At 67.5% G+C, this 25445-nt stretch carries 23 protein-coding genes; 14 read left to right on the top strand and 9 right to left on the bottom strand.

The window, feature by feature from the left end:
• The first annotated feature begins 8 nt into the window (after positions 1-8).
• The 4 genes from JQT59_RS25260 (at position 9) to JQT59_RS25245 (ending at position 4582) form a co-directional block, all read left to right on the top strand.
• Complete coding sequence (locus tag JQT59_RS25260) at positions 9-548, top strand: NlpC/P60 family protein (RefSeq protein WP_109329220.1); 540 nt, start codon at positions 9-11, stop codon at positions 546-548.
• Between the two features lie 375 nt (positions 549-923).
• A complete protein-coding gene (locus JQT59_RS25255; RefSeq protein ID WP_213578080.1) occupies positions 924-1976 on the top strand; it encodes a C40 family peptidase in 1053 nt (350 codons plus the stop codon).
• Positions 1977-2025: 49 nt separating this feature from the next.
• Positions 2026-3411, top strand: coding sequence for a hypothetical protein (locus JQT59_RS25250; protein ID WP_213572436.1), 1386 nt, complete (start codon positions 2026-2028; stop codon positions 3409-3411).
• A 43-nt stretch (positions 3412-3454) separates the two neighbouring features.
• Entirely contained in the window at positions 3455-4582 is a 1128-nt protein-coding gene (locus tag JQT59_RS25245; protein ID WP_213572435.1) for a glycosyltransferase family 4 protein, read from the top strand.
• Positions 4583-4641: 59 nt separating this feature from the next.
• Here JQT59_RS25245 and JQT59_RS25240 read toward each other — a convergent pair whose 3' ends face one another.
• Positions 4642-6453 carry an AMP-dependent synthetase/ligase gene (locus JQT59_RS25240; protein WP_213572434.1) on the bottom strand — a complete coding sequence of 604 codons (1812 nt, stop codon included), beginning with the start codon at positions 6451-6453 and terminating at the stop codon, positions 4642-4644.
• Positions 6454-6625: 172 nt separating this feature from the next.
• Between JQT59_RS25240 and JQT59_RS25235 the strand changes: the two genes are divergently transcribed.
• The 6 genes from JQT59_RS25235 (at position 6626) to JQT59_RS25210 (ending at position 11176) form a co-directional block, all read left to right on the top strand.
• Positions 6626-7006 carry a polyketide cyclase / dehydrase and lipid transport gene (locus tag JQT59_RS25235; protein WP_159921681.1) on the top strand — a complete coding sequence of 127 codons (381 nt, stop codon included), beginning with the start codon at positions 6626-6628 and terminating at the stop codon, positions 7004-7006.
• Between the two features lie 153 nt (positions 7007-7159).
• Entirely contained in the window at positions 7160-7597 is a 438-nt protein-coding gene (locus JQT59_RS25230) for an SRPBCC family protein (RefSeq protein WP_109329228.1), read from the top strand.
• Complete coding sequence (locus JQT59_RS25225; RefSeq protein WP_213578078.1) at positions 7594-8835, top strand: ArsA family ATPase; 1242 nt, start codon at positions 7594-7596, stop codon at positions 8833-8835. The genes JQT59_RS25230 and JQT59_RS25225 overlap by 4 nt, the downstream gene beginning before the upstream one ends.
• The gene (locus JQT59_RS25220) at positions 8832-9233 is read left to right on the top strand and encodes a hypothetical protein (RefSeq protein WP_213572433.1); all 402 of its coding nucleotides are present in this window, start codon (positions 8832-8834) and stop codon (positions 9231-9233) included. The genes JQT59_RS25225 and JQT59_RS25220 overlap by 4 nt, the downstream gene beginning before the upstream one ends.
• Before the next feature lie 64 nt (positions 9234-9297).
• A complete protein-coding gene (locus tag JQT59_RS25215) occupies positions 9298-10293 on the top strand; it encodes an ROK family protein (RefSeq protein ID WP_109335033.1) in 996 nt (331 codons plus the stop codon).
• Between the two features lie 127 nt (positions 10294-10420).
• The gene (locus tag JQT59_RS25210) at positions 10421-11176 is read left to right on the top strand and encodes a lysophospholipid acyltransferase family protein (RefSeq protein WP_213572432.1); all 756 of its coding nucleotides are present in this window, start codon (positions 10421-10423) and stop codon (positions 11174-11176) included.
• A gap of 33 nt (positions 11177-11209) precedes the next feature.
• Here the strand turns inward: JQT59_RS25210 and JQT59_RS25205 are convergent, their stop codons facing one another.
• The gene (locus JQT59_RS25205; RefSeq protein ID WP_213572431.1) at positions 11210-12532 is read right to left on the bottom strand and encodes a glycosyltransferase 87 family protein; all 1323 of its coding nucleotides are present in this window, start codon (positions 12530-12532) and stop codon (positions 11210-11212) included.
• A gap of 67 nt (positions 12533-12599) precedes the next feature.
• On the opposite strand from JQT59_RS25205, the gene JQT59_RS25200 reads away from it, so the two are divergent.
• Positions 12600-13091, top strand: coding sequence for a polyadenylate-specific 3'-exoribonuclease AS (locus tag JQT59_RS25200; protein ID WP_159921691.1), 492 nt, complete (start codon positions 12600-12602; stop codon positions 13089-13091).
• A 42-nt stretch (positions 13092-13133) separates the two neighbouring features.
• Positions 13134-14519 (top strand): class II 3-deoxy-7-phosphoheptulonate synthase, encoded by a 1386-nt coding sequence (locus JQT59_RS25195; RefSeq protein WP_213572430.1) that lies wholly within the window; start codon positions 13134-13136, stop codon positions 14517-14519.
• An 11-nt stretch (positions 14520-14530) separates the two neighbouring features.
• Here the strand turns inward: JQT59_RS25195 and pknB are convergent, their stop codons facing one another.
• The gene (pknB, locus tag JQT59_RS25190) at positions 14531-16543 is read right to left on the bottom strand and encodes a Stk1 family PASTA domain-containing Ser/Thr kinase (protein ID WP_213572429.1); all 2013 of its coding nucleotides are present in this window, start codon (positions 16541-16543) and stop codon (positions 14531-14533) included.
• Positions 16544-16652: 109 nt separating this feature from the next.
• On the opposite strand from pknB, the gene JQT59_RS25185 reads away from it, so the two are divergent.
• The gene (locus JQT59_RS25185; RefSeq protein ID WP_213572428.1) at positions 16653-17021 is read left to right on the top strand and encodes an Rv2175c family DNA-binding protein; all 369 of its coding nucleotides are present in this window, start codon (positions 16653-16655) and stop codon (positions 17019-17021) included.
• Positions 17022-17029: 8 nt separating this feature from the next.
• Here JQT59_RS25185 and JQT59_RS25180 read toward each other — a convergent pair whose 3' ends face one another.
• The 4 genes from JQT59_RS25180 to JQT59_RS25165 form a co-directional block, all read right to left on the bottom strand.
• Positions 17030-17971: a phytoene/squalene synthase family protein gene (locus JQT59_RS25180; RefSeq protein ID WP_213572427.1), complete on the bottom strand. Its 942-nt coding sequence runs from the start codon at positions 17969-17971 to the stop codon at positions 17030-17032.
• A gap of 7 nt (positions 17972-17978) precedes the next feature.
• A complete protein-coding gene (locus tag JQT59_RS25175; protein ID WP_213578076.1) occupies positions 17979-19583 on the bottom strand; it encodes an alpha-(1->6)-mannopyranosyltransferase A in 1605 nt (534 codons plus the stop codon).
• A gap of 81 nt (positions 19584-19664) precedes the next feature.
• The gene (crtI, locus tag JQT59_RS25170) at positions 19665-21272 is read right to left on the bottom strand and encodes a phytoene desaturase family protein (RefSeq protein ID WP_213572426.1); all 1608 of its coding nucleotides are present in this window, start codon (positions 21270-21272) and stop codon (positions 19665-19667) included.
• A 10-nt stretch (positions 21273-21282) separates the two neighbouring features.
• Positions 21283-22383 (bottom strand): polyprenyl synthetase family protein, encoded by a 1101-nt coding sequence (locus tag JQT59_RS25165; protein WP_213578074.1) that lies wholly within the window; start codon positions 22381-22383, stop codon positions 21283-21285.
• A gap of 169 nt (positions 22384-22552) precedes the next feature.
• On the opposite strand from JQT59_RS25165, the gene metF reads away from it, so the two are divergent.
• On the top strand, positions 22553-23557 hold the full coding sequence (gene metF, locus JQT59_RS25160) for a methylenetetrahydrofolate reductase [NAD(P)H] (protein WP_109329246.1): 1005 nt from the start codon (positions 22553-22555) through the stop codon (positions 23555-23557).
• Here the strand turns inward: metF and JQT59_RS25155 are convergent.
• A complete protein-coding gene (locus JQT59_RS25155; RefSeq protein ID WP_213572425.1) occupies positions 23535-24710 on the bottom strand; it encodes a glycosyltransferase family 2 protein in 1176 nt (391 codons plus the stop codon). The genes metF and JQT59_RS25155 overlap by 23 nt on opposite strands.
• Complete coding sequence (locus JQT59_RS25150; RefSeq protein WP_283254014.1) at positions 24707-25429, bottom strand: LppM family (lipo)protein; 723 nt, start codon at positions 25427-25429, stop codon at positions 24707-24709. The genes JQT59_RS25155 and JQT59_RS25150 overlap by 4 nt, the downstream gene beginning before the upstream one ends.
• Positions 25430-25445 lie beyond the last annotated feature (16 nt).

Below are 25445 nucleotides of genomic sequence, written 5' to 3'. Positions count from 1 at the left end.
CCCCTTTCGTGGCGTCACAAGTTTCCAAGCGGAATGTGCGGCGGGCAATCGTCGCCAGCGCTCTTGCAGTAGGTGCGCTCACCGCTACCGCAGCCCCGGCCGCTGCGGACCCCATCACCATCCCCGGAATCGGAACCTTCGAGATCCCGGGCGTCGTCATCCCGCAGGTCCCCGGAGCGCCCGCGCTGCCCGCGCCGCCCGCGTCCTCCACCGGCGACAAAGCTGTTCAGGCAGCTCAGAGCAAAATCGGTGCTCCGTACGTCTACGGCGCCGCCGGTCCCAATTCGTTCGACTGCTCCGGTCTCGTGCAGTGGGCGTTCAAGCAGGCCGGACTCAACCTGCCGCGCACCAGCTACGACCAGGCCGCGGCCGGGACTCCCGTCGCGCAGTCCGATCTTCGTCCCGGCGACGTCGTGTCCTTCTACGGTGGGTCGCACTCCGGTATCTACGCCGGCAACGGCAACGTGATCCACGCCTCGACCGAGAGCCAGCCGGTCAAGTTGGCGCCCATCGCGTCGATGCCTTTCGACGGCGCACGCCGCTACTGATCCAGCCGCGTGGCACACACATCTCCGGGACTCGTCCGGGGATGTACGGGGTAGCTTCGCAGGATCGCGCACGACCACCCAGGGTGGGTTCGAATCGCCATTCGAACCCACCCTTTGTGACATCTCGGCGCCCTGTCACCGCCGGAAATGCGCGCCGATGTCGTCTGTGCCACGAGGCTGCGTCGGAGGTGGACACGAACGTATGCCATTCCGTAACCTATCCGAGACCTTGCGAACTCATGTCACCCGAACCGGACGACAACGCGGGTCGCCACCTCTTCAGCATTCCGTGGCCCTGCGCGACCGCGGACCCTCGTGTCGCGCATCGCATCGCGTCTCGGGTGGTGGAGATCGATGAACGGAGAACCGCATTCCGTGGGCTCGAACAAGATGAAGCGCTCGCTGCGCAGCATGCTGACCGTGGGCGTCCTGTCCTTGACACTCACCTCTCTGCCCACCGTGTCGGCGGGCGCGGACCCGGTGGTAACCAACCCGACGGAGGCACTGGCCAAACTCGGTGATCTCTCCCGGCAGTCCGAGCAGACGTCCGAGGCACTCCACAACGCGCAGATCGACCTCGACGCCAAGTTGGCGGCACAACGTGACGCCGAGGCGAAGCTCGCCGGTGATCAGGGGGCTCTCGACGCCGCCAACGCGCGCATCGCGGTGTTCGAGCCGGTGGTCAACAAATTGGCGACGGCCAATTACCAGGGAGCCCGCACCAATCGGCTCTTCGCGGTGATGGTCAGTGATTCGCCGCAGCAACTTCTGGACCAGATGTCGGCTCTCGACGTCATCTCCAACGAGACCCGCAACCAGGTCGCGCAGTTCCAGGCAGCGACGTCGGATGCGGCGAAGGCCGCGGAAGCATCGAAGCAGTCCGCGGACACAGCCCGGTCCGCAACCGAGCAGGCCAAGGCGCTCAGCGACGATTTGCAGCGCAAGCAGAGTGACCTGCAGGCACAGATCGGTGAGGTGATGAAGGCGTTCGGTGACCTCACGGGCGCCGAGCGCGACCAGTTGGCCGGTACCCCGTTCCCGCCGGGATTCGATCCGAACACAATCCTCGCCCACCTCACACCGGGCTCCGGGTCGAGCGCACTCCAGGCCGGGATGACCCGCATCGGCGACCCGTATGTCTGGGGCGCCACCGGTCCGAACGAGTTCGACTGTTCTGGTCTCGTGGTGTGGGCTTACAAGCAGGTCGGGAAGACGTTGCCGCGGTCGAGTCAGGCGCAGGCAGGCGGGGGCACCCCGGTGTCTCGCGATCAGCTCCAGCCCGGCGACGTGGTCCTCTTCTACGACGACGCCTCTCACGTCGGCCTGTATGCGGGCAACGGCAACATCCTGCACGCGTCCACATTCGGTGTCCCGGTGAAAATCGAGTCGATGGCCAAGTTCCCGTTCTACGGAGCACGCCGCTACTGACGGTGACCGTCCCGCACCCGCGGAAGGGCATGCTCATACACTCACCGGCGTGCCCGAATCAGAGCCGGCGACCGCCGGGGAGCCGACAACATCACGCCGCCGGGCGCGCCCCTGGGAACTCGCCGCCCTGGTGGGCCTCGTTCTCGCCGTCCTCGTCGTACTGGCTTTGACTGGATTCTCGCGAACCGGCGAACGCACGGACGGCGCCGTCGGCAACGCCGACACGGCGGAGCAGAGCCGTCGCATCGAGGTGCAGGCCCTCCTTGATCGTTGGGCGAAGGCAGTTCGCTCGAACGATCCGGCAGCCTTGTCGCAGCTGATGGATGCGTCGGCATCACCCGGATTTCTCGCAGCGGAGACGCGGCGAGCCGCGAATCTCGCGGCTGTCGAATTTTCCGACTGGGGATACGAGCTCGCCGACGGTACCGGGACCGAGGTGCCGGAGAGTGAGGTGCCGGAGAGTCTGGTCGACGCGCTCGGCGCCGACGAGGTGTGGTCACCCGCGGTTCGACTCCGCTATGCGATCGCGGACGTGGACGTGCTTTCCACCCGTAAACCTGTGTCACTGGTCGTCGCCCGGCGCGGTGATCGTTGGACCCTGGTGAGCGACAACGCCACAGTGGACGGGGATCATCGGACCTGGCGGGGGCCGTGGGATTTCGGCCCCGTGGTGTCGCGCCGCGTCGACACAGGCGACGGACTGACGTCGGTGGTGCTGGGGCACCCCGACAACGCCGCAATGGTGGACCGGCTGGCCGAAGAACTCCCGTCTGCAGTGGTCAACGTCACGCAATTGTGGGGGCCGGACTGGGCAGGTAGGACGCTCGTGTGGGTGGCGGCGTCGCAAGACGAGTTCACGGCGCTGGTCGGCCCGGATCACGACGGACGTGACATTGCCGCCGTCGCGATCTCGGATGCCGTCGACCCGGAGGCAGCAGCGGTGAGCGGACAGCGGATCGTGTTCAGCCCGGCGTCGGCGGAGCGCCTCACCGAGGTGACCCGCCGGGCGATCCTGCGGCACGAACTGACCCATGTGGCGGCGCGGGCCGACACGGTGGATCGCTCGCCGATGTGGGTGCTCGAAGGGTACGCGGAGTACGCGGCATACCGCGGTTCCGACGAGGAGAAACGCCGGATCGCACCCGCGCTCACGGCGCTGGTGGACGAGGAAGGCGCACCGCAGGAGTTCCCCCGTGACGAGGACTTCTCTGCGGCAGGTGAGCGCGGGTCCATCGCCTACGAGACGGCGTGGTCCCTCAACGCGTTCGTGGCAGAGGAATTCGGTGAATCGAACGTGACGCAGCTGTATCGTGCGTTGGCCGTCGGGGAGAGTGACCCCGTGCAGGTCGACGACACACTGGCCGAGGTCCTCGATGTCGATGCCGATCAATTCCGGGACGAGTGGGCCGACTGGGTGGGCGCCCGACTGGGGTGACCCTGCGTCGCCCAGCGCCTGGTCAACCGCCTACGGTGGTCACATGCGTCGAACCCTGTTGGTGACGAACGATTTTCCGCCCCGCCCGGGTGGTATCCAGTCGTACCTGCACACCTTCGCCAAGCACTTTCCGGCGGACGACTTGGTGGTGTATGCCCCGCGGTGGCGGGGCGACTCGCATGTCACCTTCGATGCGCGACAGCCCTTTCCGGTGGTACGTCATCCCACCACGCTGATGGTGCCGACACCGTTCGTGGCCCGGCGCGCCGCGCGGCTGATCGAGGAGTACGGGTGCGTGAATGTGTGGTTCGGGGCCGCCGCGCCACTCGCCTTGCTCGCTCCGACGCTTCGCCGTGCGGGCGCGCAGCGCGTCATCGCCAGCACGCACGGGCACGAAGTGGGCTGGTCGATGCTGCCCGCCGCGCGGCAGGCGTTGCGGCAGATCGGTGAGCAGACGGATGTCGTCACCTACGTGAGCCGCTACACCCGCGGCCGCTTCGCGTCCGCATTCGGTGCGGGCGCCGCGCTCGAGCACCTGCCGCCGGGGGTCGACACGGAGCGGTTCGCGCCCGACAGCGGCGCTCGCACGGAATTGCGGGCCAGGTACGGGCTGGGGGAGCGGCCGACTGTCCTGTGCCTGTCGCGTCTGGTGCCGCGCAAGGGGCAGGACGTTCTCATCCGGGCCCTCCCGAACATCCGTGAGCACATCGATGGTGCGGTACTCGTAATCGTCGGCGGCGGGCCCTACGAGGACCGCCTCCGGTCCATGGCCCGGGCGGTGGGTATGGAGGACCACGTGGTGTTCACCGGAACGGTCCCGTCGGCGGAACTGGCGGCACACCATACGATCGCCGACGTGTTCGCCATGCCGTGCCGCACGCGGGGCGCGGGACTGGACGTGGAAGGCCTGGGGATCGTGTTCCTCGAAGCATCCGCCAGTGGAGTCCCCGTGGTCGCGGGACAGTCGGGTGGTGCACCGGAAACGGTGCGCCAGAACGAGACCGGGCTCGTCGTCGACGGCACGTCGGTGAACGAGGTGGCCCGTTCGGTGATCGCGGTTCTCGCCGACCGCGATCGCGCTGCCGCCATGGGTGCGGCAGGACGCGAATGGATCAAGGCGGAGTGGCGATGGGACGTACTCGCCGCGCAGCTGCGGGCACTGCTTGCGTGACCACCGTGAGTACTTCTCAACCGCGGGCGGTTGAGAAGTACTCACGAGTCCGGAGGGGACTACTTGGCGTAAATGGCGGCGATCTCCTCGGAGAAGCTCTCGTGCACGACGTTCCGCTTGAGCTTCATCGTGGGCGTGAGTTCGCCTGTCTCCTCGGTGAAGTCGACGGGCAGGACACGGAACTTCTTGATCGCTTCCGCGTGCGAGACGAGTTTGTTGGCTTCGGCGACCGCCTCGTCGATCTCGGCCGTGAGATCGGCGTCGGCGAGCAGATCGCCGACCTTGGTCTCGGCGGGCTTGCCGTTGCGCTCGTTCCACGCGGGGAGGGCGTCGGCGTCGATCGTGATCAGAGCGCCGATGAACGGCTTCTGGTCGCCGACGACGATGGCCTGGCTGATGAGCGGGTGCGCGCGGAGGTGATCCTCGAGCTGCGCGGGGGACACGTTCTTTCCACCGGCCGTGACGATGATCTCTTTCTTGCGGCCGGTGATCGTGATGTAACCGTCCGAATCGACCGACCCGAGGTCGCCGGTGTGGAACCAGCCGTTGTCGAGTGCCTCGGACGTGGCGGCCTCGTTGCGCCAGTATCCGTGGAACACCACCGGTCCCGACAGCAGGATCTCGCCGTCGTCCGCGATGCGAACCGAGTTTCCTGCGAGGGGTTTGCCGACCGAACCGACCTTCTGTTCGCCGATCGTGTTGACTGCGAATGCCGCTGAGGTCTCGGTGAGACCGTAGCCCTCGTAGATCGTGATGCCGATGCCGCGGAAGAAGTGGCCGAGCCGGGCGCCGAGCGGTGCGCCGCCCGAGATCGCCAGCTGGCACTTTCCGCCCAGCGCCGCGCGTAACTTCGAGAACACCAGCTTGTCGAACAGTGCGTGCTTGGCCTTGAGGACCAGTCCCGGCCCGCCCTTGTCCTGAGCTTCGCTCCAGGCGATGGCCGTCTCGGCGGCCGCGTCGAAAATCTTGCCCTTGCCCTCGCCGTGGGCCTTGGCGCGGGCACTGTTGTACACCTTCTCGAAGACACGGGGCACCGACAGGATGAAGTCGGGGCGGAACTCGCCGAAAGTGGGGACCAGGTTCGGGATGTCGCTCGTGTGTCCGAGCGCAGCACCCGCGTCGAACGATGCGATGCTCACTGCCCGCGCGAGTACGTGCGCCATCGGGAGGAACATCAGCGTGCTCACACCGGGGGACTTCAGCAGGGTGCCGAGGCTCGAGTCGAGGATGCCCTTCGACTCGGCGATCAGATTCGAGTGCGTCAGCTGGCAGCCTTTGGGGCGACCGGTGGTACCGGAGGTGTAGATGAGAGTCGCGGGGTCGCTCGACTTCAGAGCCGCGACCCGGGCCTCGATCTCCGCGTCCGGGACGTCGATGCCGAGCGTGGTCAGTTCGTCGACGACGCCGCGCTCACCGCCGGCCGCCTCGATCTGGTAGACCCCACGCAGCCCCGACGCCGCGGCGGCGACCTCCTTCACGATTGCCGCATGCGTGGCGTTCTCGACAATCAACTGGGTGGCTTCGGAATCGCCGAGGATCCAGCGGACCTGCTCCGCCGAGGAGGTTTCGTAGATCGGGACGGTAACGCCGCCGGCGGACCAGATGGCGAAGTCGAGGAGCGGCCACTCGTACCGGGTGGCGGACATCAACGCGACCCGATCACCCTGCTGGACGCCCAGGGCGACAAGGCCCTTCGCGACCGCGGTGACCTGTGCCGCGAAATCGGCGGCCGTGACATCGGTCCAGGTTCCCGCGACCTTCCGCTTGTACACGACCAGCGCCGGACGGGCCGCTGCGTGGGCGAACACCGAGTCGACCGCGGACGCGTCCTCCGCGATCGTGAACGACTGTGGCGCGCTGAACTCGGGCACGAAAAACCTCCGACGCTGAAAGATACTGACGAGTAGGATTGTCTGGCTCAACTTTAGACCTTCGCCTGCACCTCGCTGGCCCAGCCCGACCGACCCCTGCTCAGAGCCTGTTCGCGGCCGCCGGAGGAACCACGCGGCAATCGCGGCGCGGCAGTGTGTGAAGCTAGTCGCTGTGAGCAGTATTCAGGTCGCAGACCAGACGTTCGTTGCGGCGCCACCCGCGCAGGTAGCGGCGGCGATTGCCCCGCCCACCCGCTGGCGCCGGTGGTGGCCCGACCTCACTCTGTCCGTCCGCGAGGACCGTGCCGACAAGGGGATCCGGTGGGTCGTGGCCGGGTCCCTCACCGGAACGATGGAGGTGTGGCTCGAACCGGTGCTCGACGGGGTGATCGTCCACTACTTCCTGCATGCCGAACCGGCCCGGAGCGAGGGCGACGGTTCACCCGACCTGGCTGCACTGAACCGTCGCCGCCGTGTCGAGGGGAAAGTGATGTCCTTCGAGGTCAAGAAGGAACTGGAAGCGGGTCGCGCACCCGGGGAACCACCATCCTGACCTGGTGCCCTTTCCCGGGGGCGCCGTCAGCATTGTGTCCGAGCACGGGAATCGTGTGTGATAGTCGGGCACGACACAGTCACGGAACCAGGTAACAGTGTGGCCCGGCCATCGGCGCGCGGGTTCGCACACGCGAAAGGAAGCGTTCAGTCCATGCCCGAGAGGACCAAGAGGTCGATCAGTATCGAGGCGCCGGCCGCCCGGGTGATGGATGTGATCGCCGACTTCGACGCGTATCCGGCGTGGGTGACGGCAGCGAAATCCGTGGAGGTACTGGACCCCGGGCCGAACGGCCGGGCCGATCGGGTGCGCTTCGTCCTCGATGCGGGAATGGTCAAGGACACCTATGTGCTCCGCTACCGATGGGCGCCGGACGGCAAGGCCGTGAGCTGGGAGCTCGAGTCGGGCGAGATACAGAAGGCGCAATTCGGTTCGTATGTGCTCGAGGAAGAATCGGGCGGCAGTACCACCGTCACCTACGAACTGACCGTGGACCTCACCATCCCGATGATCGGTCTGTTCAAGCGCAAGGCCGAAAAGGCCATCACCGATACAGCGCTCAAGGAACTGAAGAAGCGGGTGGAAGGCTGATCAGCGAGGGCGGTAGCGGTCCCGCACGGGTCCAGTTCTTCGTTGGCAAGGGCGGTGTGGGTAAGACCACACTCGCTGCCGCGACGGCGCGGGCGGCTGCAGACAGTGGTAGTCGGACACTTCTCGTTTCCCTCGATCAAGCGCATTCACTCGCCGACGTCCTCGGCGTCGGGTCGGCACGAGACCTCGTGTCGGCGGCCGACTGTCTCGACGTCATCGAACTGGATACTCTTGCCGTGCTGGAAAGGCGCTTCAGGAGCGTGTCGGCACTGATCGCCGCCGCAGGAAACCACGACCACGGCGCGCAACTGTCGGCACTGGAACCCGAGGAGTTGACGGGGCTGCCGGGTGTGCAGGACGTGCTGGGTTTGCGGGAGGTCGTCGGCTTCGCCACCAGCGGGCGGTACGACACCGTCGTCGTGGACTGCCCACCCACCGCGGATGCGCTGCGGATGCTCGACGCGCCCGCGATGACCCTCGACTACATCGAGCGGGTGTGGCCGCAGCATCGTCGGATGATCGCCCTGGTGGGCACGGATCCGCGGCTGGTCATGCTGGTCTCGTTGCTCGAGCAGGTGGTCTCCGCCGTCGGCGAGGTCCGAGCGTTGCTGACGAACCGCTCGAAAACGACTGTGCGACTGGTGACCGCGCCCGAGCGGGTGGTGCTCACGGAAACTCGCCGTACCCTGACAGCGGCGGCACTCTCGGACCTGCGGGTCGATGCCATCCTCGTGAACAACCTTCTGCCGCAGTTCGATTCGACTGATCAGGGAGATGGTCCCGGAGTCGCCTGGCTGACGCGGCGACGGGCGCTCCAGCAGAGGGTGCTCGCCGAGCTCACCGCGTCGGTCGGAGCGACCGTGATCCGCACGGTGACCCGTTCGGTGACGGAGCCGGTAGGGTTGGCCGATCTCGGCGATATCGCCAGGGAGTTGTATACCGACGGCGTGGACGCGGTTGCGGTGCTGGGGAAGAACCCTCCTGCAGTGCGGGTGGGGCTGGAATCGGGGGCCGGTGTGGATTCTGTGTACACGATGCGGATGTATCTGCCGCTCGTGAATCCGTCGACTCTCACCTTGGGTCGAGTGGAGGACGATTTGGTGGTGGGTGCCGAAGGGGTGCGCCGGCGGATACGGCTCGCCTCCGTCCTGCGCAGATGCGTCGTTGCAGGCGCGGAACTGGACGGCACCGACCTCGTGGTGCGCTTCACCCCGGACCCTCAGGTGTGGCCGGTATGAACGACGATCACGCCCAACTCGTCGCGGAACTGCGGGCGCTGGCCGAAAATGCCCTGGAGCGACTCGAACCGATCCTGCAGCGCGCCGCGGCACCCCACGCGCAGGACGGGCCGAACGATCCGGCGGCGGGCACCGGCGAGTGGTCGGGGTGCACGTGGTGCCCGGTCTGTGCGCTCGCGGCGTTGATTCGCGGAGAACAGCACGACCTCGTGACACTTCTGGCGAATCAGGGGACCGTGCTCATCGCGGTTCTCCGGCAGATACTCGACGAGCATCGTGTGCACGACACCCCGGACGGCCCGCAGGCCCCGGACCCTCCGCCGGGTAACGCCGAGGACGCACCGCACGGTCCCGCCGGCTCGGCGTTCGTCCCCATTTCGGTCACCATCAAGCAGTGACCGCCGACGCCCTGTCCGCAGATCTCGTGCGCGCGGGCGGCCCGGCGTGGGCACAATCATGTCCATGAACAACGGCGCGGGCAGCGACACGGGCGGCAGCTCGCCACTGACCATCGGCATCGACGTCGGCGGGACCAGCATCCGTGCTTCGGTAGTCGATGCGAGTGGCGAGGTTCTGGACTCGCTCCAGTCGCCGACACCGGCGTCCGCAAAGGCTCTCGAGAACGGCCTCGACCGGGCCGTGCGGGAGCTGTCGGGGCGACACAGTATCGCCGCTGTCGGGCTGGCGGTCGCCGGATTCATCACCCCGGACCGCACCACGGTGCGGTTCGCGCCCCACCTGCCCTGGGTGGGTGCACCGGTAGGGCGGGACCTGGGCGAGCGGCTGGGCCTCCCGGTGATCCTCGAGCACGACGCCAATGCCGCCGCATGGGCCGAGCACCGTTTCGGCGCTGCGGCCGGAGGTCGGAATGTCGTGATGCTCGCCGTCGGGACCGGCATCGGGGCCGCGCTCCTCGCGGACGGGCAGCTCTACCGCGGCAGCCATGGTGTCGCACCGGAGCTCGGGCACATTCAAGTCGTTCCGGGCGGCCGTCCGTGCGCTTGTGGGAAGCGCGGGTGCTGGGAGCGGTACTGCAGCGGCACGGCCCTCGTCGACACGGCGATCGAGCTGCTGGCCGCCGACCCGACGACCTCGACCATCCTCGCCCGTGAAGTCGCCGTCGATCCGGGTGCGCTGACGGGACGCCGGATCGCAGGCGCCGCCCAGGACGGGGACCCCCTGGCCCAACAGACGATGCGGGAATTCGCGCGCTGGCTCGGGGTGGGGCTGGCACTGATCGGCGACGTGTACGACCCTGATCTCATCGTGATCGCAGGCGGCGTGGCAAGCTCGTCCCCGTTGTTTCTCGACGCGGCACGCGAGCACTACGCTGCATTGACCACCGGCGCGGGCCACCGGCCGTTGGCACGAATCCGGTCGACTCAACTGGGCGAGGCAGCGGGCATGATCGGGGCCGCGGAACTCGCCCGAGCCGTCCTGCCCGACCGGGTAGGTTGACTCCTCCTCGACACCTGTAAACCTGCAGTGTGATGCTGTGCGGGGTACCAGGGCGTATGTAGCGGCCCTCACCTACCCGAAGTAGAGTCGACCCGAACGAAGCTTGGGTTGCAACGGGAGGGACGCCATGTGGTACTGGCTCTTCAAGTACGTGTTTTTGGGGCCGGTTCTCTGGGTGTTGGGTAGGCCCACGGTGGAGGGAACGGAGAACATTCCGGCCGAGGGTGGTGCCATCTTGGCGAGTAACCATCAGGCAGTGCTGGATTCATTCTTCCTTCCGTTGCGTGTCTCGCGCAGGATCACCTTCCTCGCGAAGAGCGAGTACTTCACCGGGACGGGACTGAAGGGCGCCTTCCAGCGCTGGTTCTTCTCCGTCGCCGGGCAGGTGCCGATCGACCGCACGGGGGCCGACGCCGCGCAGGACGCACTGAATGCGGGTCTGCGCGTGTTGTCGCAGGGGAAGTTGTTGGGCATCTATCCGGAGGGCACCCGTTCTCCGGACGGCCGGCTCTACAAGGGGAAGACCGGACTGGCGCGGTTGGCGCTCGAGTCCGGGGTGAAGGTCATCCCGGTGGCCATGATCGGAACGGCGAAGGTCAACCCGATCGGTTCGCGACTCTGGCGTCCCGCGAAGGTGACCGTCCGGATCGGGGAGCCGATCGATTTCTCCCGGTTCGAGGGAATGGGCGGCAATCGGTTCGTCGAGCGGGCCGTCACCGACGAGGTGATGTACAAGCTGATGAAGCTGTCCGGTCAGGAGTACGTCGACATCTACGCGGCGACCCTCAAGAAGTCGACGCCGACCGGCCCGACTGCGGTGCCGGAGGCAGGACTCGCCCCGGCCACCGATGTCACGCGGATGCCGGACACGCGCGCGAGCTGACTTGCCACGGTCTCAGGCCACGGACACGTCGCCTCAGGCCACGGGGACGGACACGTCGCCGGACGGTGTCCGGCGTTCGTCCCCGTCCGGCCGGGACGCGGCCGTGCCGAAGGTGACGAACGCCACGGCTACCACAGCGAGGCCCCACCACACGTAGGACGACGCCAGGAACTGGTCCCACACACTCCAGTGGACGCCGCTCCAGCGGCCGACTCCCAGTTTCCAATGGGCGGCCACCTTGATGACGGCCAGACCCGCGACTGCGACGAGTCCGAGCGCGATGCTGCGCCGCCGGTAGGCGAGGACCCCGAGCGTGAGGATGATCGGCACCGACCACACCCAGTGGTGTGACCACGACACCGGGGACACCAGAAGTCCCAGCACCGCGTTCACCCCGAGCGCGAGCGCGGCCTCCCCGGCGCGGAGCGTTCGGAGCATCGCGACGATCGCCACGGCGAGAACCCCGAGGCTGAGCAGCAGCCAGATCGGGGTGCGCAACGACTCGCTCACGTCGAAACGTGCCAGCACCCCGGTGATGCTCTGATTTGCCGGATACGCGGGAGTGCCGATCCGGCCCGAGTCGAAAAGAGTGCGGGTCCAGTAGGTGACCGAGTCGCTCCACGTTGCGATCGCGCCCACCGCGCTGAATGCAACGACGGCGGCCGCTGTCGTCACTGCCGCGCGAAAGTCTTTGCGCAGCAGGAAGTACAGCACGAACACGGCGGGGGTCAGCTTCACGGCGGCGGCCAGTCCGATCAACACACCGCGGGGCAGGGGTGTGCGCTTCGCGAGGCAGTCGAACGCCACCAACGCCATCAGCAGGATGTTGATCTGCCCGTAGTCGAGAGTGGACGACACCGGTTCGAGTGCCGTGGCCACGGCCAGCCCGCCGAGCGCCGTCCACACCAGGGTGGTCCGCGGGGCGATTCCGAGGGAGTCGAGAGTGACGAGGAGTGCGCCGAACAGGGCGACCAGGGACAGCACGGTCACCACCACGCCTGCCGCCTCCAGCGACACCAGCGACAGTGGACTGAAGACCACCGCCGCGAGCGGCGGATAGGTGAACGGAAGGAAGTTACCCATCTGCGTGGGCGGCATCGATCCGTAGAGAGTGGGCCCGTGGAGGAACACCGACCCGCCGAGACGGTAGACGTCCAGGTCGAGCCGGTAATAGAAACCGAAGTCGCGTAGACCCGGCAGACCGACGAGGTTGTACGCGAAGCCGGTGACGAGTCCGGCGACGATCAGGACCCGGATCAACACACCTGCCACGCGTTGTCGCGGCGGCGTCCGCGGCGCTTCCGAGCGGTCCGCGGCAGTGCCCGCGGACCGACGACCGTCGGGGGTAGCGCTCACCAAGGTCTCCTTCAGGAGTGAGGGGTGGATCCGGTCGACGCCGACGAATGAGGCATAGTCTGCGGGCGTGCGTTACTTCTACGACTGCGAGTTCATCGAGGATGGTCGCACGATCGACCTGGTGTCGATCGGGGTGGTCGCAGAGGACGGACGTGAATTCTACGCCGTGTCCACCGAGTTCGATCCCGCGCGCGCCGGAAAGTGGGTGCGGCGGAACGTTCTGCCGAAATTGCCTCAACCGTCGTCCCCCTTGTGGAAGAGCCGCGCGCGGATCCGGGACGACCTGTACACGTTCCTGATTCCCCGGCCCGGCGTGGTGCCCGAACTGTGGGCGTGGGTGGCCGCCTACGACCACGTCGCCCTGTGTCAGCTGTGGGGAGACATGACGGCGTTGCCGCAGTCGCTGCCCCGCTACACCCGAGAGCTCCGTCAGTACTGGGAGGACAACGGTAGTCCAGCCCTTCCACCTGCACCGGGAGACGCCCACGACGCACTGGCCGACGCCCGGCACAACATGGCAAAGTTCGAAGCCGTGCGGGTGGCGCGGTCGCTGCGGTGACCTGACTCGCCATCCGTCGTGCCGAGCGAATATCCTGTATGGGTGAACTGGACTGTCGACGTGCCGATCGACCGCTTGCCCGAACTTCCGCCGCTTCCTTCCGTGATGCGTGAGCAGCTCGACGCTGCCCTGGCCAAGCCGGCTGCCCAGCAGCCGCAGTGGCCGGAGGGGCAGGCCGCGGCGATGCGGACCGTCCTCGAGAGCGTTCCGCCGATCACGGTCGCCAGCGAGGTCGTCGCGCTGCAGGAGAAGCTGGCGCAGGTGGCCCGTGGGGAGGCATTTCTCCTCCAGGGAGGTGACTGCGCGGAGACCTTCGCCGACAACACCGAGCCGCACATCAAGGGCAACATTCGCACGCTGCTGCAGATGGCCGTGGTCCTCACCTACGGCGCGAGCCTGCCGGTGGTGAAGGTTGCGCGCATCGCCGGTCAGTACGCGAAGCCGAGGTCGTCGAACGTGGACGCACTGGGACTGCAGTCGTACCGCGGCGACATGATCAACTCCCTCGTCGCGGACGAGGCGGTGCGCGCCCACGACCCGTCGCGGCTGGTGCGCGCCTACGCGAACGCGAGTGCAGCGATGAACCTCGTCCGCGCGCTCACCGGCGCGGGCATGGCCGATCTGCACAAGGTCCACGACTGGAACCGTGAGTTCGTGGCGTCCTCACCCGCAGGTGCCCGCTACGAGGCACTTGCCGCGGAAATCGACCGTGGCCTGCAGTTCATGAACGCGTGCGGCGTCACCGATCCGAGCCTGCACCAGGCGCAGATCTTCGCCAGCCATGAGGCGCTGGTCCTCGATTACGAGCGAGCGATGCTCCGTCTGGACAACGACGACGATCACCCCAAGCTGTACGACCTGTCGGCCCACTTCCTGTGGATCGGTGACCGCACCCGTCAGCTCGACGGAGCGCACATCGCGTTCGCGGAACTGGTGTCCAACCCGATCGGACTGAAGATCGGTCCCAGCACCACCCCCGAGATGGCCGTCGAATACGTCGAGCGTCTCGACCCCACCAACAAACCGGGCCGGTTGACGCTGATCTCCCGGATGGGCAACAACAAGGTGCGCGACCTGCTGCCGCCCATCATCGAGAAGGTGCAGGCCACCGGTCACCAGATCATCTGGCAGTGCGACCCGATGCACGGCAACACACATGAGGCGTCCACCGGCTACAAGACCCGTCACTTCGACCGCATCGTCGACGAGGTTCAGGGTTTCTTCGAGGTCCACCACGGCCTCGGCACCTACCCGGGCGGCATCCATGTCGAGTTGACCGGCGAGAACGTCACCGAGTGCCTCGGCGGCGCCCAGGACATTTCCGACCTCGATCTCTCGGGCCGGTACGAGACCGCCTGCGACCCGAGGCTCAACACGCAGCAGTCACTCGAACTGGCGTTCCTCGTCGCGGAGATGCTGCGCGGCTGATCCGGACAGAGTCAGGGCAGCGACACCAGGGTGACGGTGCTCCCGGGTTTCACCAGGTCGCCGCCGCCCGGGTTCTGGCTGATCACCACCGACCGGTCGGTGTCGGTGACTTGACGCACCTTCACCTCGAGTCCCAGTCGTGTCAGCTCGTCGCGTGCGGATCCGACGGTGCGTCCCAGCATCGACGGCACCCGCACAGCGTTGGACACCGTCAAGGTGACACTGGTGCCTGCGCTGACCTGGGTACCGGCCTTCGGGTCGGTGGCGATGACATCGCCTTCCTCGACCTTCCGGTCGAAGTCGGTGGCGGTGTCCTGCACCACGATGCCGACCGCTTCGAGGGACGCACGTGCCTCAGCCTCCGACATTCCCCGCACGTCGGGGATGTCGACGGGGGGAGCGCCCTTGCTGACGATGAGTTTTACCTGCGAGCCCGTGGGGAGTGAGGTACCGGGCGCCGGATCGAGCGCGGCCACCGCACCGATCGGAACCTTCGCGCTGAATGCCTGACCCCCGTCGACGGGCATGAAGGTCCGGTGCCGAAGCTCCCGCTCGATCTCGGAACGATCGCCGCCGGCGGGCAGGGGCGGGACGGTCGGCCGTCCGAGTGACACGACGAGCGCGACAGTGCCGTCCCGGGAGATTCGCGAGCCGCCCGGGGGATCCGTCCCCAGCACGGTGTCGAGTGCGGCTGTATCCGAATACTCGCCGCGAATCTCCGAAGAGAGCCCTGCCGCCTCGATCGCCGACACCGCGGCACCTCGATTCAGCCCGTCGATCGCCGGGACCGCGGTGTACCGGCCGGAACCCATCCACCAGCCGCCGAACCCCACGGCGAGGGCGAGCATCAGTACCACCAGCAGCCACAGGATCGTCGTCCGCCGCGACCGCTGACGTTCGGCGGCGAAATCCGGATACCGGTACCCCCCGTCGGGTTCGTCGTCGCTCTCCGATCCGTGCCCGTCCATCGGGGGACGCGGGGTACCCGCCGTCACGATGCGGGTGTGCTGGATACCGGGGTGTCCGCTGTGTTGCGGGAGCGGTGCGTGGAGAGGAGCAGCGGGAAGGTGCGCGGTGGGTGGGGCGAGCGGGCTGGGCGGCGAGGTGAGCGGAGGTGCGCTCGCAGCGGCGGCAAGATGCTGGGCCGAGCGGCGGGGTGCGGGCACCCGGTAGGTGGGCAGCTCGAGCGCCGCCGCGATGCTACGGAGCGCCGTTCCCATCTGTTCGGCGTTGGCGAAACGGTGTGAGGGTTCCCGGTGGGTGGCCTCGGCGACGAGTTCGTCGAACTCGTGCGGAACCCCGGCGATGTACGACCCCGGTCGGGGAACGTCCTGGTTGATGCGCTGATATGCAACGGACAGGGAGGTGTCCCCGGTAAAGGGTGTGCGCCCGGTGAGAAGCTCGAACAGCAGGATCCCGGTGGAATAGACGTCGCTGCGGGTATCCGCGACCCCGGACGTGACCTGCTCCGGAGACAGGTACGCGGCGGTACCGAGGATGACGCTGTTGGACGTGGTGTTCGACGCTGCTGCGGCACGCACCAGACCGAAGTCGGCGATCTTCACTTCGCCGCCGTCGGAAATCAGAATGTTCTCCGGTTTGACGTCCCGGTGCACGAGTCCGGCACGGTGAGCGACGGCCAGCGCGTCGAGAACCGGTCCAGCCACCGCGGCCACGGCATGTGGAGGCATCGGCCCGCGCTCGCGCAACAGTTCCCGTAGCGTTCCCCCATCGACGAGTTCCATCACGAGAAAGGCGTGTTCGCGGTCGTGTCCCTGGTCGTAGACGGCGACGAGTGAGGGATGCCCGAGCCGGGCCACCGAACGGGCTTCGAACTCGAAGCGGGAGACGAAGGCAGGGTCGGCAGCGAACTGCGGGTCCATCACTTTGATTGCCACCGGACGGTCGAGGCGCATGTCGAGCCCCCGATACACGGTGGACATACCCCCACGCGCGATCAGGGCATCCACCCGATAGCGCCGGTCGAGCAGTTCGCCGATCAAACGTTGACCTCCATCGTGCACTGTGTCCGTCCCCCGTATGTCCGCGCAGTCCGGCCACGCGCCCTCCAATCGTAGCCAGCCGGACCGACCGGTAGCGCCACGGCGGAACCGACCAGATAACGTTAGGGGAGTGAGTGCCATCCCTTACTGTGACGATGTCCTGGACCCTTCCGTCTCGCTACTACAGCTGGTGGACGTGGCGAAGTCGTTGGGTGTACCCGTCACACGCGTGCAGCAGCTTCTACGGGATGAGCAGCTGATCGCTGTTCGCCGCAACGGTGTGCTCGGCGTTCCGGAACTGTTCTTCGGCGAAGACGGGCAGACGCTGAAGTGGCTGCCCGGCCTCATCGCGGTACTACACGACGGCGGCTTCCGCGACGAGGAGATTCTGCTGTGGCTTTTCCGGGAGGACGACACCCTTCCGGGGACGCCCGTGCAGGCGCTGCACGGGGACCTGGCTCGAGAGGTCATTCGCCGGGCACAGGCGATGGGTTTCTGAGCGCCGTTTCACTGCGTGCTGCGTGTGGGCATCGCGAGCCGGGCGAATTGTGGCACAGCGGTGGACCACCGGTTCCTGCGCGGCACCGTCGCACGCTGGTGCAAGACGGCATAGCCGCTGCGTTCTATTTCGTCGAGAATCCGTGAGTACAGCACGAAGGCCGTTCTGATCCCGGGCTGTACCCGGCGGTCCAGCATGCCGATTCCCGGCTCCGCATCCCGGTACACCGCCCGGGTGACCGCGATGAGGTGAGCGAGCGCACGAACGATGCGCTGATCCGTTGTCCCGGTGCGTCGGCTGGACATCAATAGGTCGGTGTCGACACCGAAAGCTGCCAGCTCGTCAGCGGGAAGGTATACGCGTCCCCGGTCGAGGTCTTCTCCGACGTCCCGGAGGAAGTTGGTCAGCTGGAAGGCTTCGCCGAGCGCAGCGGCGTGGGACTCCGCCTCGTTCGCGGGACAGATCGTGCCGAGCACGGGCAGCATCTGCAGCCCGATGACGGCGGCGGACCCGTACATGTACTCCCGCAGTGCGGGCATCGTGTTGTACCGGGCACGGTGCGACGGGGTGCCCGGAATATCCATCCGCATCGACTCGAGGAACGCGAAGAAGTATTCGGGCGCGATGTGGAAGGTCGCGACCGAGTCCAGGAAAGCGGGAAGGACGGGCGCCAGCTCGGGAACCGCTCGCGGGTCGATTGCAGTCGGGTCGTCGAATCCCCGTCGAAGCATCGATTCGATTCGATTGAGCTCTGCTGCACAGTCTTCGGTCGACCGCACGCCGCCCATCTCGACATCGACGATGTCGTCGACGGTGCGGGCGAATGCGTAGAGCGCGTGAACCGCATTGCGGCGGTGCCGGGGAAGTAACCGGGTGGCGAGGTGGTACGTGCGTCCATGCTCCGCTGTCAGAGCACCGCAGTAGCGATAGCTCTCCACCAGCTCCGTCATGGCCCGGCTATTCCACGCCGGGTGACGCGGCTACGCGTCGGAGTCCGGAGGAGGGGACCTCCGGCGACGGCCGGGATGCGCGCAAGCGCAGAGGGTCGACCGTGCGCAAAGACACCGCCGCGACCACAGCCGCGAACGTGGCGAGAGCAACGTGGGGGAAGGTGTAGAGGCCGATCGAGCCGTCGGGCTGGAATACCAGCATCAGCCAGGTGGACAGCCCGACGAGCACCATCAGCGTGCGTGTGGACAGGGCGAAGCCCGCTGCGATGGCGACGGGCCAGGAGTAGTACCAGGGCAGCGCGGCCGGCGAGAGAATGACGATGGCGACGAGGACGATCAGGATTCCGAGTATTGCGTCCCGTTCGGTGTTTTTGAATTTCCACCAGACGGTCAGGACGATCGCGACGAGTGCGGCTGCGCAGATCGGCCGGGTGATCGCGAGGATTTCGCCGAGCCGCAGATCCGCGAACCACGACGTTCCGACGGTCACGACATGGGCAAGGATCGTCGGCAGTGACAACCAGTTGATGATCTTGTTCGAACCCGACAGGGCCGTCATCCAGCCCAGTCCGACCCCGGCCACCGCCGACGCTGCGGCGAAGATGACGACGAACACGGCGACCCCCGAGCCGGCAGTTTTCGCGAACAGTGCCAGCGGCGATGCCGGAGTACGCCCTTCGGCCTCCGCTCTCTCCTTCTCGTGCAGCATCCAGATCCACACCATGAAGGGGAGTGCGGCACCGGCGGTCGCCTTGATCGCCACCGCGATCGCGACGAACCCGATGCCCGCGAGATGGCGTCGCTCGAGAACGAGCGCAATGCCCGCCGTCATCAGGCCGACCATCAGCATCTCGTTGTGGACTCCACCGATGAGATGGACCAGAACAAGGGGGTTGAGCACTGCCAGCCACAGGGCGATGGCCGGGTTTCCGCCGAGGTGACGTGCGAGGTGGGGGACCGCCCAGATCATGAGAGCGAGCCCCGGCAGCATCGTCAGACGCAGCAGCATGGTGCCGGCGATGACGTTGTCACCGGTCAGGGCGGTGATTCCCTGACCGAGAAGCAGGAAGACCGGACCGTAGGGCGCCGTCGTCGTGGTCCACACGTTGCTGACGTTGTCGAGCAGAATCCCAGGATTGACCACCGGGCCCACGGCGTAGGGATCGAAGCCGTCGCGCAGGAGGGCGCCCTGGGCGAGATACGAGTAGGCATCGCGGCTGAACATCGGCACCGCCAGCAGCAGGGGCGCCGTCCAGATCGGAACGATCAGGCGCAACTGCCGCAGAGCCACATCCCCGGCCAGCGTGCCGCGCCCCAACCGGACCCAGGCGGCGATCATCGAGATGACGCCGATCCAGACGATGGCGGTGGACAGTATCTGGCCGTGCCCGAACCGCAGCCACGACAGATGCATCGCCTCGAGCAGGGGATCCTCACGGCGGACGCTTCCCGCACCGAAACCACCGAACGTGATCATGATCGCGCCGGCGAAACCCAGGATCGCCGCATGTCCCGCCTGGCTGCGGAGGAAATCGGCCGTGGTCTGAGGCCACGAACGGTGCGGCGGTGTCGTCGCAGGGGCGACGGTTGCCTGCGGGGCAGAGGACGTCATGGGTGCAGATTCCTCCCCCGAGGTGAGTTCGGTTGCGATCGGTGCACCGATCATCGCGCGCACCACATGGTCGCGCCTAGTTTAATTGCTCCCGACACCACTTATTGCCACGCCTCGCTCATATATCTGCCTTTGGGGCTCCTGCACACCGGTGATACGGCGAGCGGCGAGCTTCCCCGACAGCAGAACGGTCGGAACACCGACACCGGGGACCGTGCCCGAACCGGCGAGGACGGCGTTGTCCACGCCCGGCACCAGATTCGGGCGCCGGAAGGGGCCTGTCTGGCGGAAGACGTGTGCTGCCGCGAACGGGCTGCCCGCGCTCATGCCCTTGTTCAGCCAGGTCAGGGGCGTATCCACGTGGTCGATCTCGAACTGCGCGGCGATGCCCGTGTATCCGCGGTCCTCGAGCACCCGCAGGAGTTCGCGCGTGTAGGGGCCGGTCAGCGACGACCACTCGAGCGGGGCGCTGTGCAGATTGGGGCAGGGTGCCAGCACCGACAGCGGCCCGGACGGAACACCCGAGCGGTCCACGAGGAGGCTCGGGTCGGACAGCGCGGGCCGGGTGATCAGCAGGGAGGGGTCTGTCATGAGGCGACCGCGGCCGGCTTTCGCGGTGATCTCCGCGAAGGTTCTTTCCCACGCTGCGCCGAAGTCGATGGTGTGGTGACGCTGCGCCGGCCACCGGGCGGTCACCGCGGAGGGGATCGTGCCGTGGAGCACCACCGCGGACGGTGACACCCGTACGCGGCGGGGGATCCTCCGGGCGACCGGCCGAAGGAGTTCGTCGACGATCGCGGTGTCCGGGGTGAGGACCACGGCGTCGCACCCGACGCGTTCACCGGTCGCGGTGTGGAGGGCGCGCACCCGGCCATCGGACGTTTCGAGCCGCGTGACCGTCGTGTCGAGCCGGAGGTCGCCGCCCGCCGTGGTGAATGCGTCGGCGAGTGCGAGAGCAATGGAGCGCATGCCACCCTGCGGGAAGTAGACGCCCAAAGAGGTGTCCATGTGGGCGATGGCGCCGTACACCGCGAGCGCATCGGCGGGCGCCACCCCGGCGTACAGCGCCTGGAAGGTGAAGATCCGGCGTAGCCGCGGATCGGTGATCGTGCGATCGACCCGGGAACCGAGCCGGCCGAACCCGCCCAGAGCAGTGAGCCGGACGAGATCCGCCGCGGCCGCCCTGCTTGACACGAGGTCGAGAGGCGAGTCGAAGTTCGCGTCCATGAAACGGGAGTACTCGGCGTCGAAGATGCGACCGAGCCAGCGTCGTAGCTTCAGGTAGCGATCGGATTCCGCGGGTCCGCACACCCGGGTGATCTCGGCGACCATCGCCGCCGGGTCCGAGTGGACGTCGAGCGAGGAACCGTCGGTGAAGCGCGCGTGATAGGCCGGGGACAGTTTCTCGAGAATCAGGGCGGGCCGGGTCGAGATGAAATCCGCTCCGACCGCAGCGAGGGCTTCACGGACCAGTTCGGGCATGGTGAGCACGGTTGCGCCGTTGTCGATGTCGTAGCCGGGACCGCGGTAGGTGCCCACCCGGCCGCCCGGCAGTGGATCCCGTTCGAGGACGGTGACCCGCCGGCCCGACCCCCTGAGGTGCAGAGCCGCCGACAGGCCCGCGAGACCGGCGCCGACGACGACGACGTGATCGGTGGGGCCCGGAACGGTGCGGAGCGTGCGTGCCATCGGGGTGCCTTCAGGAGTTGCGCCGCGTCGCCGCGACAGCCATGTCGGTGAGGTGTTGTTTCGCCACCGGCGTCGCGGTGCTTGCCGTCAGGGTCGTCAGCGCGGAGTCGACGAGGTCGTCGATTCGTTTCTCGAGGTCGGCGACCGCGCCGAGCGAGGTGATCGTCTCGCGGAGCGTATCCACGTCCGCGTCGGACAGGTCGGTGCCGATGCTCCCGCGTAGCGCTGCGGCCGCTCCGGGATCATCGCGGTCGGCCCGCTGAAGGGCCAGCGCGAACAGCACGGTGCGTTTCCCCGCCCGGAGATCGTCACCCGACGGCTTTCCGGTCACGGCCGGGTCACCGAACACACCGAGGAGATCGTCCCGCAGCTGGAATGCGATCCCGATGTCCGTACCGAATCTTCGGTAGGCCGACACGAGGTCCTCGCCGGCACCGGCGAGTGCGGCACCGAGATGCAGTGGCCGCTCGATGGTGTACGCCGCGGTCTTGTACCGATTGACCCGCATCGCTGCGTCGATCGACTCGTCGGCCCGGGCCTCGTTGCTGATGTCCAGAAACTGGCCACCGAGAACCTCGGTGCGCATCGCGGACCAGACGGGGGAGATGCGTGCGGTGGCGTCCGGGCCGATACCGGATTCGCGGATCATGTCGTCCGCCCAGGCCAATGCCAGGTCGCCGAGCAGGATGGCGACAGCCTCCCCGAAGTGCGGAGACTCGCCGCTCCAGGAACCGGCTCGGTGGCGTTCCTCGAACTGGACGTGGACGGTGGGGAACCCGCGTCGCGTGGTGGAGGCATCGATGATGTCGTCGTGAACCAGGGCGCAGGCTTGGACCAGCTCCAGGGCTGAGCAGGCGCGCAGCACCGGCCCGGCGTCGGGACCCTGCGGGTCGCCGCCCGCGCCGATCCACCCGGTCCAGGCAAAGGCCGGGCGTACTCGCTTTCCGCCGCGGAGGACGAAGTTCTCCAGCGTGGTCACGGCGTCGCGGTAGCCGCCGCCCACGGTGTCGACCAACTCCGTCCGGCCGGCGAAGAACTCTCGAAGCGCATTCTCGACCTCGGCCGTCAGAGCGGAGGGGCGCGTTTCGACGGACAGTGTTGCCTCCCAGATCGACGTTCCGCGTGCGCACCGGTAACGGCAGCAGGCCTCGTCACCACCATAGTGGGCGTCGCCCGGTAGGACCCGATGCCCTGTTTCCCACGAATGCCTCGTTCCCGCGATCGAGGAGGATCGGCGACGCGGTGGGCACACCCGGCGCGGCTGTACCTATGCTTGTCGGGTGACATTCGATTCCGTCAGGGGGCGGGCCAGCGAAGGCTGGGTGACCCGCACTCCCTCCATCGTCGACCGCATCCGGTCGTGCCGTGACGGTCGGGTGCCCTTCTCCGTCGAATTCTCGCCCCCGCGGGACGAGGCCGCCGAGGCCCGCCTGTGGCGCGCGGTCCGGGAGTTCGAACGTCTGGGACCGGCCTTCGTGTCCATGACCTATGGCGCCGGTGGCTCCACCCGTGACCGCACCGTCCGTGTCACCGGTCAGCTTGCCGAGGAGACGACGCTCCTGCCCGTGGCGCATCTCACCGCGGTGTCGCACAGTGTCGACGAACTCCGGTCGATGGTCGGCGCCTACGCAGACCGCGGAATCAGCAACATTCTCGTCCTTCGTGGTGACCCACCGGGCGATCCGCTGGGCGAGTGGAAGAAGCATCCGGAGGGTGTCGAGTACGCCGAGGAACTGGTCCGGCTCGTGCGTGAGCTCGGTGACTTCCATGTCGGCGTCGCGTCGTTCCCGGAAGGTCACTACCGGGCGCCGGACCTCGACCACGACACCCGGTACCTGGTCGCGAAACTCCGGGCCGGCGCGGAGTACTCCATCACGCAGATGTTCTTCGACATCGACGACTACCTGCGCCTTCGGGACCGGGTCGCGGCTTTCGACGCCGAGCAGGGTGCGAAGCCGATCATTCCCGAGATCATGCCCATCACGTCCCTGCGGTCGGTGCAGCGTGTGATGGAGCTGTCGGGGTCCCGGCTTCCGGTCGCCCTGGAACGCCGGTTGAGCCGGGCGGCTGGTGACGGCCCCGAGGAGAATCGGGCCGCTGTCCGTGAGATCGGCATCGATGTGGCCACCGAGATGGCCGAGCGGCTCATCGCGGAGGGTGCGCCCGGCCTGCACTTCATCACGTTGAACTTCGCCCGGGCGACCAGTGAGGTGCTGGCGAGGCTGGGGGACAAGGTCGGATCGCGAACCGACCCTCGGCCGGTCACTCCGGCCCGCGTGAGCTGAGGGCCCTCCCCTTCCAGCTGGTTCGTCCACGGTGGTGGGCAAGGTGTGACGACATGATCAGTGCTGCTGTCGCCGCGACCGAGAGCGGGTGCGTCACCGCCCCGGCCACGTCCGTGGCGGTCGGCGACGCACCACGCTCGAGTGTTCGTGCGCACAGTCTCGACGTCACGGCAGCGAAATACCCCACTGCACCCCACCGGCGCACCAGCCCACGGCCCAGCGCGAGCGCCACCGGCGGTACCAGGTAGGCCATACCGCCCGCGCTGACGGCTGCCACCGCCCCCGGCCTCGAGCCGAAGGCCGTCCACAGCCAGCGGTCGTATCCACTGCGCAGCGCAGCGGCGTTCTCGTACATCCGGCAGGTCGCGGCGCCGCCTGCGAGGACAACGTGGGTGGAAACTCCGCGGCGCCGCAGCAGTCGGGCAATGTCGAGATCCTCGGTGAGACTGTTCACCACCCCGCCGTGCCCACCCGCCCGGCGGTACGCCGCGGAGTCGAAGACCATGAACTGTCCACAGGCGACGGCCATGGATGGGCGCAGCGAACGATTGCCGAGTCGCACGGGTAGTGAGGCCGCCCACGACCAGGCCAGAAGCGGCTGGACGGCGATTTCGGCGATCGACCCGGACTCCTGGAACGGCCACGGGCAGATCAACCCGGCCCCGCTCTCGCGAAGCGCGGAACACGCCGCGGCCAGCGCGCCCGGCTGCAACCGCACGTCGGCATCGAGGAACACCAGCAGTCCGTCGCGGCGGGGATGCAGGGCTTGGGCGCGATCGTAGGCGCGGTGGCAGGCGGCGGGCTTCCCCACCCACCCGGGAAGCGGCTCCTCGGTGCTCCTGACGACGGTGAACCGCGGGTCGCCGGCACACGCAGCTTCGGCTGCCGCGGCCGTGTCATCGGTCGAGGCGTCGTCGAACACGAGCACTCGGAGATCGTGGATGCCGCGCTGACCAACGAGATCTTCGATGAGGGCGGGTAGTCGCTGGACCTCGTTGCGGGCAGGGATGCAGACCGTGACCGGTTCGGTGAAGGTGCGGCGCGGCACCCGCAGACGCGGGGCGCTCCGCAGATTGACGGCGGCGACGGCCATACCGGCCACCGACAGCAGCGAACCAGTGCGGACCAGCTGCACGATCGGCGTGGGCGTCACACCGTCGACGAGTCCTTCCGGCGTCCACTGCCTACGGCAGGCTCCCTGTTGCGGGCCAGCCATGCCAAAGCCCCCACGATCACGGCCACGCCGAGCGTCACCCCGGCCATGATCCCCGCCCAGCCCGCGAAGCTCCGGGTGCTCGGGTCGGAGTAGCGCACCTCGGCGCGGATCGTCGACGTGTCACCCGCAGGCAGCTTCCACGACACGATGGAGTCGCCCTCCCGCGTGCCGTTGGTCGTGGCCACCCGGGCCGGGAAGGCGATAGTGAACTGCACATCGGTGCCCTGGGCGGGAACCGAGCTGAGATCGGCCTTGCCTTCCAGGGTCACGAGGTCGCCGGTCCGGCGCAGCGAAATCTGGAAGCTGCCGGTGGCCTGTTCGGACATCGAGCCGAGTTGCTGTACGTCACCGAACGTGAGATCGCTGAAGAACGCCTGGGTGCCGACGTACCCGTCCTTCTTGTACTCCTGTACGCGAATCTTGCCCGACAGCGCATCGGGCGGGGTGAGCTGCGGACCCTTGTCCTGATCGTCTGCGGGTACGGCCGCAGCCACGATCTGACCGGAGACCCGGTCGTCGGCGGACACTCCCATCGACACCTGGACGCGCAGGCAGCCCGCGAGCAACGGGACGATCAGGAGTACCAGGGCCGTCAGGGAGAGGGCCCGGCTCCGCGCGCGGGTGATGTTCGGGGCAGGGAGTGAGGGCGGCTGCACAGTCGTATCGTGCCAG

Origin of the sequence: Rhodococcus sp. USK13 (assembly GCF_018343855.1) — a bacterium.
GTDB classification, from domain to species: Bacteria; Actinomycetota; Actinomycetes; order Mycobacteriales; family Mycobacteriaceae; genus Rhodococcus_F; species Rhodococcus_F oxybenzonivorans.
Note: the sequence above shows the minus strand (reverse complement) of the source record. Positions and strands in the feature narration are given on the sequence as shown.